Below are 12,339 nucleotides of genomic sequence, written 5' to 3' on the forward strand. Positions count from 1 at the left end.
CAGAAAACTATGAAGCAAGGTTTGCAACTCAGGCTCAGCCAACAGCTGGCCATGACTCCTCAGCTCCAGCAGGCGATCCGCCTGCTGCAGTTGTCCACGCTTGAGCTTCAGCAAGAGATCCAGCTGGCGCTGGAGAGCAATCCGCTGCTTGAACAGACCGATCTGCACGACGAAATCGACGCCAAAGAAACCCAGGAAACCGAGGGGCTCGATACCCGCGAGGCGCTGGAACAGAAAGACATGCCGGAAGAGCTGCCGCTGGACGCCACCTGGGATGAGATCTACACCGCCGGCACGCCGTCCGGCACCGGCACCGACTACAGCGACGACGAGCTGCCGGTCTATCAGGGCGAGACCACCCAAACGCTGCAGGATTACCTGATGTGGCAGGTAGATCTGACGCCGTTTTCCGATACCGACGCCGCCATCGCCACCTCCATCGTCGACGCGGTGGACGACACCGGCTATCTCACCGTGCCGCTGGAAGACATTCTGGAAAGCCTGGGCGACGAGAACGTGACCCTTGAAGAAGTCGAGGCGGTGTTGAAGCGCGTGCAGCGTTTCGATCCGATCGGCGTCGCCGCGCGCGATCTGCGCGATTGCCTGCTGGTGCAGCTCTCCCAATACGCCAAAGACACCCCTTATCTGGCCGAAGCGCGGCTGATCATCAGCGAGCATCTGGATCTGTTGGCCAACCACGACTTTCGCAGCCTGATGCGATCAACCCGGCTAAAAGAAGATACACTGAAAGAAGCGATGCTGCTGATTCAGTCGCTCGATCCGCGTCCGGGGCAGTCGATCAATACCGGCGAATCGGAATACGTGATCCCGGACGTGCTGGTGCGCAAGACGCAGAACACGTGGACGGTCGAGCTCAACGGCGACAGCGTGCCGCGTTTGAAGATCAATCAGCAGTACGCCGCGCTGGGCAACAGCGCCCGCAGCGAAGCCGACGGCCAGTTCATCCGCAGCAACCTGCAGGAAGCCAAGTGGTTGATTAAAAGCCTGGAAAGCCGCAACGAGACGCTGCTGAAGGTCACCCGCTGCATCGTCAGCCAACAGCAGGCGTTCTTCGAGCAAGGCGAAGAGTTTATGAAACCCATGGTGCTGGCGGATATCGCCCAGGCCGTGGAGATGCATGAATCGACGATCTCGCGCGTCACCACGCAGAAGTTTTTGCACAGCCCGCGCGGCATTTTCGAATTGAAATATTTCTTCTCCAGCCACGTGAATACCGACAGCGGCGGCGAAGCCTCCTCGACGGCGATCCGCGCGTTGGTGAAGAAATTGATTGCGGCGGAAAACCCCGCCAAACCACTCAGCGACAGCAAGCTGGCCACCTTGCTCTCCGATCAGGGGATCATCGTGGCGCGGCGCACCGTCGCCAAGTACCGAGAGTCTTTGTCCATCCCGCCGTCGAACCAGCGTAAACAGTTGGTTTGACCTCTATTGAGAAGGAAGACACTATGCAGCTCAACATTACCGGACACCACATCGAAATCACCGATCCGTTGCGCGAGTTCGTGAACAACAAGTTCGCCAAACTCGAACAGTATTTTGATCGCATCAATCAGGTGTATGTTGTATTAAGTGTGGAAAAAGTGCAGCAAATTGCGGAAGCAACGGTGCACGTGAATGGAGGCGAGTTGCACGCCACCTCGGAAGACGAGAATATGTATGCCGCAATTGATACGCTGATCGACAAATTGGCACGTCAATTGAACAAACATAAAGACAAATTGAAGCAACACTGACACCCTAACCCATTCCATGAGGTTGCATCTGTCGCAGCCTCGCCCTTCGGCGCGTGACCCGCATAGGTGACGCGCCGAACGGTAATCAGGGTTAAAACCGACGAAAAACCGCCTTGCCGGGTGCGCCCGGCGGCGCGGTTTTAAGTGAAGATGAGATGAACAACGAATATATGCAATTAAGCTCGGTGTTAAACATCGAGTGCACCAAAAGCTCGGTACACTGCACCAGCAAGAAGCGGGCTTTGGAAATTATCAGCGAACTGGCCGCCAAACAGCTCAATCTGCCTTCGCAGGTGGTGTTTGACGCGGTTCTCACCCGGGAACGCATGGGCAGCACCGGTATCGGCAACGGTATCGCCATTCCCCACGGCAAACTGGAAGAGGACACACTGCGGGCCGTTGGCGTGTTTATCCGTCTCGACCAACCCATCGCTTTCGACGCTATCGACAACCAGCCGGTCGACCTGCTGTTCGCGCTGCTGGTGCCTGCCGATCAGTGCAAAACCCATTTGCATACCCTGTCGCTGGTCGCCAAACGCCTGGCCGACAAAACCGTATGCCGCCGCCTGCGCGCCGCGCAGAGCGACGAAGAGCTTTACCAAATCATCACCGAGTGATGCCCGGCCGGCGTGACTTCCAGCCCGGATAACGATACTGTTTCACGATGATGGATCCGGCTGCGGCCGGAATAACAAAGTTTCCACCGGTGGCGATGAACGCCGCCGCGATGCCAGGGGAGTTGCCACATGGTGCTGATGATTGTCAGCGGCCGTTCCGGTTCCGGAAAATCCGTCGCCTTGCGGGCGCTGGAAGACATGGGTTTTTACTGCGTTGACAACCTGCCGGTGGTGCTGCTGCCGCAGCTCGCCAACACGCTGGCGGAACGCAATATCTCCGCGGCGGTCAGCATCGACGTGCGCAACATGCCGGAATCGCCGGAAGTGTTCGAATATGCGATGACTCAGCTGCCGGACAGCTTCTCGCCGCAGCTACTGTTCCTCGACGCCGATCGCAATACGCTGATCCGCCGTTACAGCGACACCCGCCGCCTGCACCCGCTCTCCAGCAAAAACCTGTCGCTGGAAAGCGCCATCGACGAAGAGAGCGATCTGCTCGAACCGCTGCGCTCGCGGGCTGATCTGATTATCGACACCTCGGAAATGTCGGTGCACGAGCTGGCCGAAATGCTGCGCACCCGCCTGCTGGGCAAGCGCGAGCGCGAACTGACCATGGTGTTCGAATCCTTCGGCTTCAAGCACGGCATCCCGATCGATGCCGACTACGTGTTCGACGTGCGCTTCCTGCCGAACCCGCACTGGGATCCGAAGCTGCGGCCGATGACCGGTCTGGACAAGCCGGTCGCGTCGTTCCTCGATCGCCATACCGAAGTGCACAACTTCATCTACCAGACCCGCAGCTACCTGGAGCAATGGCTGCCGATGCTGGAAACCAACAACCGCAGCTACCTGACGGTCGCCATCGGCTGTACCGGCGGTAAACACCGCTCGGTGTACGTGGCGGAACAGCTGGCCGATTACTTCCGCTCGCGCGGCAAGAACGTGCAGTCGCGCCATCGCACGCTGGAAAAGCGCAAACAATGACGGTCAAACAGACGGTTGAAATCAAAAACAAGCTGGGCATGCACGCGCGCCCGGCGATGAAACTGTTCGAGCTGGTGCAAAGCTTCGACGCCGAAGTGATGCTGCGCAACGAAAGCGGCACCGAAGCCGAAGCCAGCAGCGTCATCGCGCTGCTGATGCTGGATTCCGCCCAGGGCCGGCATATCGAAGTCGAAGCGACCGGCCCCGACGAAGTCAACGCGCTGGCGGCGGTGGTCGAGCTGTTCAACTCCGGGTTTGATGAAGATTAGCCGCTGAGGGCGCGCCTTTGCGCCCAATCCCCCATATCCTCTCCCCCTCAACTCCGGCTCAGGCAGTCCAGCGCCACCGCTTTAAAGCTGTCGAAGCTGTCGCTGCCCAACAGGCGGCTCATTGAGCGTTCACGCACGAAGGTGACGAACAGCTCGTAGATCGCCATCGCCTCTTCATAGTCGCTCTTGCTGATCGCCAGCAGGAAAATCACGTGCGCGACCTCGCCTTCTCCCCAGGCGACGCCCTGCGGCGCCAACAGCGTCACCACCACGGTCTTTTTGGCCAGCAGCCCCAGCGAGTGCGGCAGCGCGATGCCCTCGCCCAGCAGCGTGGAAACGATCGCCTCGCGTTCGACCAGCGACGGATAGAAGTCCGCGCCGACGTACCCTTCCCGCTCCAGCTGGCCGCACACCCGGCTGAACAGCTCCGCCTGCGTCAACGGCTCGTTGAGCACCATGAAATGCTCGGCGTCGAAGAACTTCTCCAGCATGTACGGTCTGGTGCGATCCACCAGCACCAGCTTGCCCAGTTGCTCCAGCTGGTAATCGGTCGGGAACGGCGACATCACCACCACCGGCTTGTTCTTTTCGCCGATGCGGGCGTTGGAAATCACGAAGTCTTCGTCGATATGCGCAAGCATCTCGTAATCGCGCAGCGAGACGATGCGCGTCATCACCAGCTGCGGATACTTGCGCGCAATCTGCGCCTGGATCATGCGCACCGTCGAGTTGCCGGTATCGCACACCAGCATCACCTGCGGGTGGCGTTCATAACCGATGTTGTAATGCCGCTCCAGCCCCACGCCGATGTGCAGCACCAGATAGCCGATTTCGTTCTCGCTCAGGGTATAGGGGGTGTATTTGCCCCAGCTGGAGACCGCCGCCAGGGTCACGTCGTAAGCCATCGGATAGTGCTGCTTGATGTTGGCCAGCAGCGGATTGGGGATATTGATCTGGTATTTCACCCGCGTAATCATGGTCTTGATATGGGTGAGCAGATCGGCCCGCAGCTGCTCGTCGCCCTGCAGGTTGTAGTTATAGTGTGCGTTGATGTAGGACAGGATGTAGTCCACCAGCGCTTCTTCATCGTCGGCGTTGATCTCGGTCGGCTGCACGTCCTGCACGCGCCGCGCGGCAATATTGACCCGCAGATAGGCCTCTTCGGCCATCGAGATCTCTTTGCCGGAGGCCGAACGCAGCTCCGTCGCCAGGCGGGTCGACACCTGACGTACCGCGTCGTCGCCGTCTTCCACCTCGAAGTCCGGCAGCGGATAGCCGTCGTTGATGCGCCGCAGCGCCACCGCGCAGTAGAAGATCAGGTACTGTTCGCCCTCGTCGGTCAGGCGAATGGCATATTGCGACAGCAGCGGGTGCAGCAATCCGGCGAATGCCGCTACCTGCGGCTGAAGCAGGATCTCGTTGTTGAGCAGCGGGTTCTCGGCGTCGGCCAGCTGCAGCTGGAACAGCAAATCGGTGAGGCAGGCGCGGATCGCCATCTCCGCGCCGAACAGCTTCATGCCGTAGCGCGGTTTGGTTTCGATCGTCAATTGATAGTGCGCCAGGCGCTCTCTCACCTCAGCCATGTCGTTTTGCAACGTACCGCGACTGACGAACCACTCGTCGGCCAGATCTTCCAGTTTGAGGGAGAAGGCTGAGGTCAAAAAACGCACCAGCAGATAATGCACTCGCTCCTGCGCGCTGCGCGGGGTGGCGTGCTTGCGGCGCTCCTGATGCTGCAGGGCGCTGAACAACGCGGCGTTATCGACCTGCAGGCGATAGCCGGCCCCGCGGTTATGCACGAAACGCGCGCCGTATTTGTCCAGAATCTCGTTCAGCGCAGTGATGTCCGCCCGCACCGTGCGGGTGGACACGGCGAAACGCTTCGCCAGCTCATCCTGCGGCAAAGTCTCGGTTTGCAAAGCATCGAACAAGTAAGCCAAACGCGGGTAAGGAAATCGCACCATTCTGTGTCCGTCAATCAGGCAACCCGCCCGGTGAACCGGGCGGGCCACGGGTTACTTCGGCGGCGGCAGGAACGCCATTTGCGAGGGGCTGCCGATCGGCAGATAGCCGCCCACAAAGCTGAGTTTGCCGTCCGTCGGGTTTACGCTGAAGCGGGTGACGTTATCGCTGCGCTGGTTCAACGCATACAGATAGCGGCCATCCGGGCTCAGCGCCAGCGAACGCGGGTAATCGCCACGCGTCCAGGTTTCCGCCACCGGCCTCAACTCACCGCCGGCGCCCACGCTGAACTGGGCAATGCTGTTATGCAGCCGGTTAGCGACGTACAACGTGTCGCCGTTCTTGCTGAGCGCCAGCCCCGCAGCGAAGCTGGTCCCCTGATAGTCGGCGGGCAGCGCGGAAACCGCATGCAGTTGTTTCAGAGTACCTTTTTGGCGATCAAAACGGTAGCTGGTCAACGTCGAGGCCTCTTCGTTCACCAGCAGCACGGTTTCGCCGTCCGGATGGAACACAAAGTGACGCGGCCCCGCGCCGGCGGAAGAGGCGGCGATCCACGGCGGATCGTTCGGCGTCAGCCGGCCGCTCACGGCGTCAAAGCGCCATTGGTAGATGCGATCCAACCCCAGATCGGTGGAGAACACGAACTTGCCGCTCGGATCGCTGGCGATCATATGGGCATGCGGGCCGTTGTGATCGCTGATGGCGAAGCTGCCGTTCACCGCCGCCGCCGGTTTGGCCGCGCCCGCCGGGCCCTGCTGTTGCTGCACCGAGCTGGCGGCGCCCAGGCTGCCGTCCGCTTCGATCGGGAAAGCCGCCACGCTGCCGCTGACGTAGTTCGCCACCAGCAGATGGCGCCCGTCCGGCGTCGATGAGAGATACACCGGCCCCGCCCCCTGCGAATCCACCTGGTTGAGCTGCGTCAGGCCGCCGTCGGCCGGATTGACCCGGTAAGCGGTGATGCCGCCGTGTTTGCCGCCGTTGAAATCGGCCACTTCGCTGGCGACATACAGCGTCTTGCCATCGGCGCCCAGCGTCAGCTGCGCCGGATTCGGCACTTTGCTGACCAGCGTAGTGTGGCTCAGCGCTCCGCTGGCCGGATCGACCTGCACCCGGTAAACGCCTTCGCCGTTGGGATTGTAGGTGCCGATATAGGCGAAATGAGATGACGTGGAATTCATTGCATCCTCAGCATGCAGCGCCGGGCCGGTCACGGCCAGCAGCGCCAGGAACAACGCGGTGCGTCGGGTTGGAACCTGCCAGTTTCGCATAGTAATCCTCAGTATATATCCGTCATCTTTCAAGCCGCAGCGTTGTTGGCTACGCAGTTACTCGGCCCATCCATGGGCCTCACCCCTTCGGGGCCGCTGCAAGCAGCGTTTAAATCTGCTCCCGGCAGATTTTTCACCCCAGTCACTTACTTAAGTAAGCTCCTGGGGCTCCTACGCTTGCCGCCTAGCTGCAACTTGAAAGCTATAGACTATAGGTAACGGCGGCGCGGCATGCCGCGCCACGGGAAAACCTTCGCCTCCCAGCGTTTACCTCATCCCATTGCGCGTTCAGCCCACCAGCTTTTTGGTCATCGCCAGCAGGGTTTTCACGTCCTGCGGACGCGTGTCGCCGCTGGCGGCGTCAATGATCGAGCTGTAGATATGCGGGATCACGCGTTTCACGCCGGCCGCCAGGGCGATCTCGACGATCGGCTCGTAGTTCTCCAGATCGATGCCGCCGGTCGGCTCCAGCATAAAGTCATGCTCGGCGCAGGCCTTGGCTACGTACTGGTATTCGTCCTTGCACTTCAGACCGCCCATCGGGAAATACTTGATGGAGCTGCCGCCCATGTCCTTCAACAAGGCGATGGCGGTTTCCACCGGCACGATGCCGTCCGGCGCTGCGGCGCTCAATGGGCCGGTAGAGATCTTCACCCAGCCGACGCGGCCGGTTGGCGACACCAGGCCGTTGACCACGCTGTCGTTCTGGCCCAGCAGCGCGCGGCTGGCGCCGACGCCGGTAAACACCTGGTTAACGTGCTGCGGCTGCACCTGCTGAGCGATCAGGCTGACCATCGCCGACTGCTTCGGATCGCCGGCGCCCAGGCCGACCGAGAGCGCGTTTTCAATCAGGCGCGCATAGCGCAGCATATCGGTCACCGCGCTGTCGACGTCCGGGTAGTTCTTGGAGAGCACGCCCACCAGCACATGGCCTTCCGCCGCGGCGTAGATGTCCTGCGCGTTGGCTTTGGAGCCGGCCAGCACGTTCAGGCAGACGCGGTCGCGATAGTAGTTAGGCTGTAGCTTCATGCTTGTTTCTCCGTAAACAGGTTTTTGATACAGCTAAAAACGGTCATCAGCTGTTGCTCGTCGACGCTGCGCACGTCGACCTCAATCTTGCCCTCGTTGGCCTTGTAGCCGCGGAAGTAGATGGCGATGTCGCCGGTTTTCAGCGCCTGGACGATGTCATAGGTCGACCGCCCCAGCACCGCCTCGTCGAAGGCGATCTCGGCGCGGGCGATATCACGGCCGGCGCTGTCCCAGACGGTCTTGGCGCTGACGCCGGTCAGGGTGTTGAGGCTGTCGAGGAACGGCGTCATCCGCTCCACCATCTGTTGCCCGGTGGTTTTCTCAAGCGTCAGATAGCTTTCAATCGCCTGCGTCAGGCCGAGGATGCCCTCTTTGCCGACCTTCATCGCCCGACCGATACCGCCGGACTGCAGCTTCACCCACTCGACGTACTGTTTCTTGCCGATAACCAGGCCGCTGGTCGGCCCTTCGATGGCTTTGGCGCCGCTGTAGATCACCAGATCGGCCCCCATCTGGTAGTAACACATCAGATCTTCTTCCGCCGCGGCGTCGACGATCAGCGGCAGGTTATGCTTGCGCGCCACTACTGCCGCCTGTTCGACGGACAAAATGCTTTTCTGCACGCAGTGGTGCGATTTGACGTACAGGATCGCCGCCGTCTGCGGCGTGATGCAGGCTTCAATCTGCTCCGGCGAACATTCGTTGGCGTAGCCCGCCTCCACCACCTTGCCGCCGCCCAGCGCCACCATGGTGTCCACCGGTGCGCCGAAGTTGACGTTGTGCCCGCGCGGCAACACGATCTCGCGCGGCACGGCGATCGGCGCCGAGTGCAGGTTCACCAGCAGATTGGCGTTATCTTTGACGATCACTGCCGCCACCGACTGGGCAATGCCCGCCGAGGCGCAGGAAACGATCACCGCGTCCTCCACGTTGAGCAGGTCGGCGATATAGGCGCCGGTCTTGTTGACCAGATCCTTGATTTCGAAATAGTGATTCAGACCGTAGTCAACGGCGTCGATCACGTCCTGGCGCGGCGTGGAAACGCCGAGAATAGTCATGCGGCCGGAGGTGTTGATCACCTGCTTCAAACCGTATTTTTCATAAATCGAAGACATGGGCTGCCTCCCCTTGTTCGGTTAATAGGATTTCCCCGGCCACCACCGCGGCCAGCGGCACCAACAGCTGTTCGCCCTCGGCAGTTTGCCCTTCGGCGTCGGCAAACACCTGCGGTTCGCGGCGCAGTTCAAACAGCGTGAAATCGGCGTCATAGCCCGGCTCCAGCCGCCCTTTACCGCTGAGTTGCAGCGCCGACGCGGCGTTCTCCGTGACGCAGGCGATCACCTGCGACAGCGTCAGGCCGACGCTGAAGAATTTGGACATCACCGTCGCCAGGCTGTGCACCGGCCCGTTCATGCGGTTGCGGCAGTAAATATCGGAGCTGATGGTATGCGGCAAAATGCCCAGCGTGATCGCCTGGCGCGCCACCTCGAAGCTGAAGCTGGCGGTGCCGTGCCCCACGTCGAGCAACACGCCGCGCCGCAGCGCGCGCTGGATCGACTCGCGCAGCGTCCCCGCCGGCGTCAGAATGCGGTTCGGTTTGCCGTTGTAGCAGTGGGTGATGATGTCGCCACGGGTCAACAGATCGGCGATCTCGTCCAGATTCGGCGGGTTGTTGCCGATATGCACCATCAGCGGCAGCTGGCGGTTTTCTCGTTGGATCTCTTTGGCCAACACCAGCGGCCGGGTGCCGTTCTTGCCCACCACGCTGCTGCTCATGCGCGCCTTGATGCCGATGATGAAGCCGGGATGGTTGGCGATGGCCTGGCCGGCCTCGCGCTTGTCGATGTCAGTCAACTCCGCCAGCTCGTTCTGCCGCAGCAGGCCAATGCGCGAGATGTTGAGGAAGGCGAACACGTTGGTTTTGGCGCTGCGCGTCAGCTGATAAAAGGCGTCGATATCGTCGGCGCCGGTGCTGCCGGCATCGACCACGCTGGTGACGCCGCTGGCGACACCGACCCGATCCGGCTCGTCATGGTAAATCGGCGATTCGGGATAGCAGTGCACGTGCGCATCGATCCAACCGGCGCTCAGGCGGCAGTTGCCCGCCAGATCCAGTTGGCGAACGGCGCTGACGTCCGCCGCCAACCGCCCCACCGAGGCTATTTTGCCGTCTTTCACCGCCAGATCGATCAGCGTGTCGTCCGCCAGTCTGGCGCCTCTGATTACTAAGTCATACATACCGCATTGCTCCTGTTAGCCCGGGCGCCACCGCAGCATCGGGCGGCGCCTGGCGCAGGCCTCTTAAGAAATGGCTACCGGGAAGATCGCCCCCAGGATCATCGCGCCGAGGATCGCTCCGCCGGTGATCGGTTTACCCCAGATATAGAACAGCAGCGCGCCGAGCAGCGAACCGATGCCGATCGGGATCGAGGCGGTCATCGCCGACAGGATGATCAACGGTCCGAGGAAGCGGCCCGACGAGTTGCCCGCCCCCATCATCACGTCCGCCCCGTAGGTGGAGTTGCTCTGATTGATGGTGAATTTGCGCGCCAGGATGATCACGTAACCGATCGCCAGGCCGATGATCAGGCCGGTGGCCAGCGAAGCGGCGAAGTTGGCGACCGGGAACACGATGCCGGCCCCCAAAAGCAGCGCCGGTACGCCCAGCCCGACGCCGGTCTGGATCGCGCCACCGATGTCCAGGATGCCCACCAGCGAGCCTTCGATGATGCGCGCGAACAGGAAGCTGGCGCCGAACGCCGCCACCGCGCCGTACACGCCGGTATCCATCCCCGCTCGCAGCATGGAAACGAAGGCCACTTCGTTAAAGGCGCCGATGCCGTACAGGTAGTACATGTGCGTCCCGGCGAACACGCCGGAGGACAGCAGACCAACAAAAATCGGGAATGACCAGTCGGCGTACCAGAAGCCTTTTTGGGTTTGCTCTTCCATCATCCCGCTCCTTATTTACCGCTCAGGGTATTGTGAATGGCGTCCAGCCAGCCCGGCACGCCGAGACTGAAGGACTCGAGAACTTTCATGTCGAAGCCGCGGAAGAAGCCGCTCAGCACGAACAGCAGCACGATCACCGCCATCATGATCTTGGTGATCTTGTTCCAGCCGCTCTCTTCCACGCCTTTGCCGATCAGAATACCCAGCACCAGGCCCGGTACGGCGTTGCCCATGATCAGCTGCGCCAGGCCGCCGAAAATGGTGCCCCAGAAGCCGGAACGGCGCCCGGCGTCGATCGCCGCCAGCCAGAAGATCACCGGCATCACGGTGTTCACCAGCAGGTTGGCCGCCGGCACCAGCACCTTGATCGCGGTGACCTGCAGCGCGGCAGGCACGGCGGAAGCGGTGGTATTGAGGAACGCCACCACCAGCATGCCGATGATGCCGCAGGCAATAGCCATTTTTTTCGGATCGTGCAGCGTTTGCGCCAGATTGCGGTTCTTGACCATCAGGGCCGCCGCGCCCCAGTGCGGGATGATGCGGTGGTCGACGTCCTGCGTGAAGGAACCCGCCGCCACGGAAGATGCCCAGGCGTTGAAGAAGAAGCCCAGACCGAATGAGAAGTGGGAAGCCGGATCGCCCTCGCAGGAATTCAGCTCGCCCAAGGTACGAAATGCCCCCATGCCCTGTGTTGTCGGTGCGTGGAACATGCGTGCGGCGCCGGCCCCTACGCCGACCCCCACCAGCCCACCGATAATAATCGATTTAAATAAGATGATTAAAAACATCAGTATACCCTTTCATTTATGCTAACGTTTTTATTTCGTGACGAAGACAACCTTCTCGGTATTGATAATGGTTACGTTCACGGTTATTTCCAGAGAAACGGCATAGCGCTTTCTTTCACGCGGTAAAAAGAAGAAAAGAAATTTCTCTTTAGTTATTTTCTCTTCCGCTTTCACCACGCTGATGTCCTGCGGCTCGATACGCAGCAGAATATTGTTGGTGGACTTTAATACCGCGCCCTGCACATTAGCCAAGGCGGAAGCAAAAGCTTTCGCTTTGCTGTCGCCTTTACCCTCCACCTTTACCGATGTGGTATATTGCTCTTTCATTATGGATTGCCATGTTTTTTGACGTAGGCTTCCACCAGTTTCTGGCCCAGCTCTTCTTTATCCATAAAGCCGAAGCCCAGCACGTTGCAGCCTTCGTTAATTGCCGTCACGCCCTCTTCCACCGAACGCATGCCGTATTTGGCCTTGTAGCCATGTTTGGTTTGCGCGGTAATCGCGCCGGCGCCGCCGCTGCCGCAAAAAGAGATGCCCAGCTGCGCGTTTTCCGCTTTCATGACGTCGCCCAGCTTCATGTCCGCCGCAACGCCGGGGATAACCACCGCTTTTCCTCCTGCATTTTCAACGCCTTGGCCGACTTTTTGCCCTTTACCCAGACGATCGCCGATCACTACGGTAATTTGACCCATGGTATATTCTCCTGATTGAAATCG

At 60.5% G+C, this 12,339-nt stretch carries 14 protein-coding genes; 5 read left to right on the top strand and 9 right to left on the bottom strand.

The genetic code is table 11. The features are described from left to right. Positions 1 to 9: 9 nt before the first annotated feature. From rpoN to npr, 5 genes are all read left to right on the top strand, one after another. Positions 10 to 1,443, top strand: a complete 1,434-nt coding sequence (gene rpoN / locus QDT79_RS01600; protein ID WP_107227087.1) for an RNA polymerase factor sigma-54 — start codon at positions 10 to 12, stop codon at positions 1,441 to 1,443. A 23-nt stretch (positions 1,444 to 1,466) separates the two neighbouring features. Further along, complete coding sequence (gene hpf, locus QDT79_RS01605) at positions 1,467 to 1,754, top strand: ribosome hibernation promoting factor (protein ID WP_004937038.1); 288 nt, start codon at positions 1,467 to 1,469, stop codon at positions 1,752 to 1,754. A 155-nt stretch (positions 1,755 to 1,909) separates the two neighbouring features. Beyond that, on the top strand, positions 1,910 to 2,371 hold the full coding sequence (gene ptsN / locus QDT79_RS01610; protein ID WP_016930212.1) for a PTS IIA-like nitrogen regulatory protein PtsN: 462 nt from the start codon (positions 1,910 to 1,912) through the stop codon (positions 2,369 to 2,371). A 129-nt stretch (positions 2,372 to 2,500) separates the two neighbouring features. After that, positions 2,501 to 3,355 carry an RNase adapter RapZ gene (gene rapZ, locus QDT79_RS01615; protein ID WP_015379177.1) on the top strand — a complete coding sequence of 285 codons (855 nt, stop codon included), beginning with the start codon at positions 2,501 to 2,503 and terminating at the stop codon, positions 3,353 to 3,355. Then, positions 3,352 to 3,624, top strand: coding sequence for a PTS phosphocarrier protein NPr (gene npr, locus QDT79_RS01620; RefSeq protein WP_004937034.1), 273 nt, complete (start codon positions 3,352 to 3,354; stop codon positions 3,622 to 3,624). The genes rapZ and npr overlap by 4 nt, the downstream gene beginning before the upstream one ends. A gap of 47 nt (positions 3,625 to 3,671) precedes the next feature. Here the strand turns inward: npr and QDT79_RS01625 are convergent, their stop codons facing one another. The 9 genes from QDT79_RS01625 to QDT79_RS01665 form a co-directional block, all read right to left on the bottom strand. Beyond that, positions 3,672 to 5,588 carry a BglG family transcription antiterminator gene (locus QDT79_RS01625; protein WP_308316141.1) on the bottom strand — a complete coding sequence of 639 codons (1,917 nt, stop codon included), beginning with the start codon at positions 5,586 to 5,588 and terminating at the stop codon, positions 3,672 to 3,674. A gap of 51 nt (positions 5,589 to 5,639) precedes the next feature. Further along, the gene (locus QDT79_RS01630; RefSeq protein WP_063988597.1) at positions 5,640 to 6,854 is read right to left on the bottom strand and encodes a lactonase family protein; all 1,215 of its coding nucleotides are present in this window, start codon (positions 6,852 to 6,854) and stop codon (positions 5,640 to 5,642) included. A gap of 288 nt (positions 6,855 to 7,142) precedes the next feature. Continuing rightward, on the bottom strand, positions 7,143 to 7,883 hold the full coding sequence (dagF, locus tag QDT79_RS01635; RefSeq protein ID WP_033648993.1) for a 2-dehydro-3-deoxy-phosphogluconate aldolase: 741 nt from the start codon (positions 7,881 to 7,883) through the stop codon (positions 7,143 to 7,145). Then, entirely contained in the window at positions 7,880 to 8,998 is a 1,119-nt protein-coding gene (locus QDT79_RS01640; RefSeq protein ID WP_063988596.1) for a DgaE family pyridoxal phosphate-dependent ammonia lyase, read from the bottom strand. Before QDT79_RS01640 ends, dagF begins: the two co-directional genes overlap by 4 nt. Beyond that, positions 8,982 to 10,121, bottom strand: a complete 1,140-nt coding sequence (locus tag QDT79_RS01645) for an amidohydrolase/deacetylase family metallohydrolase (RefSeq protein WP_197816936.1) — start codon at positions 10,119 to 10,121, stop codon at positions 8,982 to 8,984. Before QDT79_RS01645 ends, QDT79_RS01640 begins: the two co-directional genes overlap by 17 nt. A 63-nt stretch (positions 10,122 to 10,184) precedes the next feature. Beyond that, the gene (locus QDT79_RS01650) at positions 10,185 to 10,835 is read right to left on the bottom strand and encodes a DUF4310 family protein (RefSeq protein ID WP_004937013.1); all 651 of its coding nucleotides are present in this window, start codon (positions 10,833 to 10,835) and stop codon (positions 10,185 to 10,187) included. An 11-nt stretch (positions 10,836 to 10,846) separates the two neighbouring features. Further along, positions 10,847 to 11,623, bottom strand: coding sequence for a DUF4311 domain-containing protein (locus tag QDT79_RS01655; protein WP_004937006.1), 777 nt, complete (start codon positions 11,621 to 11,623; stop codon positions 10,847 to 10,849). A 30-nt stretch (positions 11,624 to 11,653) separates the two neighbouring features. Further along, the gene (locus QDT79_RS01660; protein ID WP_063988594.1) at positions 11,654 to 11,950 is read right to left on the bottom strand and encodes a DUF4312 family protein; all 297 of its coding nucleotides are present in this window, start codon (positions 11,948 to 11,950) and stop codon (positions 11,654 to 11,656) included. Further along, complete coding sequence (locus QDT79_RS01665) at positions 11,950 to 12,315, bottom strand: glycine-rich SFCGS family protein (protein ID WP_063988593.1); 366 nt, start codon at positions 12,313 to 12,315, stop codon at positions 11,950 to 11,952. Before QDT79_RS01665 ends, QDT79_RS01660 begins: the two co-directional genes overlap by 1 nt. Positions 12,316 to 12,339: the final 24 nt, after the last annotated feature.

The sequence above is a fragment of the Serratia marcescens genome, assembly GCF_029846115.1.
In the GTDB taxonomy this organism is placed as follows: Bacteria; Pseudomonadota; Gammaproteobacteria; order Enterobacterales; family Enterobacteriaceae; genus Serratia; species Serratia marcescens_L.

Bases quoted from the DNA above. Each gene is read 5' to 3' on its own strand.
- rapZ (WP_015379177.1), top strand. From the start codon at position 2,501: ATGGTGCTGATGATTGTCAGCGGCCGTTCCGGTTCCGGAAAATCCGTC.
- QDT79_RS01650 (WP_004937013.1), bottom strand. From the start codon at position 10,835: ATGGAAGAGCAAACCCAAAAAGGCTTCTGGTACGCCGACTGGTCATTC.
- QDT79_RS01640 (WP_063988596.1), bottom strand. From the start codon at position 8,998: ATGTCTTCGATTTATGAAAAATACGGTTTGAAGCAGGTGATCAACACC.
- npr (WP_004937034.1), top strand. From the start codon at position 3,352: ATGACGGTCAAACAGACGGTTGAAATCAAAAACAAGCTGGGCATGCAC.
- hpf (WP_004937038.1), top strand. From the start codon at position 1,467: ATGCAGCTCAACATTACCGGACACCACATCGAAATCACCGATCCGTTG.
- dagF (WP_033648993.1), bottom strand. From the start codon at position 7,883: ATGAAGCTACAGCCTAACTACTATCGCGACCGCGTCTGCCTGAACGTG.
- QDT79_RS01655 (WP_004937006.1), bottom strand. From the start codon at position 11,623: ATGTTTTTAATCATCTTATTTAAATCGATTATTATCGGTGGGCTGGTG.
- QDT79_RS01660 (WP_063988594.1), bottom strand. From the start codon at position 11,950: ATGAAAGAGCAATATACCACATCGGTAAAGGTGGAGGGTAAAGGCGAC.
- QDT79_RS01665 (WP_063988593.1), bottom strand. From the start codon at position 12,315: ATGGGTCAAATTACCGTAGTGATCGGCGATCGTCTGGGTAAAGGGCAA.
- QDT79_RS01630 (WP_063988597.1), bottom strand. From the start codon at position 6,854: ATGCGAAACTGGCAGGTTCCAACCCGACGCACCGCGTTGTTCCTGGCG.
- QDT79_RS01625 (WP_308316141.1), bottom strand. From the start codon at position 5,588: ATGGTGCGATTTCCTTACCCGCGTTTGGCTTACTTGTTCGATGCTTTG.
- rpoN (WP_107227087.1), top strand. From the start codon at position 10: ATGAAGCAAGGTTTGCAACTCAGGCTCAGCCAACAGCTGGCCATGACT.
- QDT79_RS01645 (WP_197816936.1), bottom strand. From the start codon at position 10,121: ATGTATGACTTAGTAATCAGAGGCGCCAGACTGGCGGACGACACGCTG.
- ptsN (WP_016930212.1), top strand. From the start codon at position 1,910: ATGAACAACGAATATATGCAATTAAGCTCGGTGTTAAACATCGAGTGC.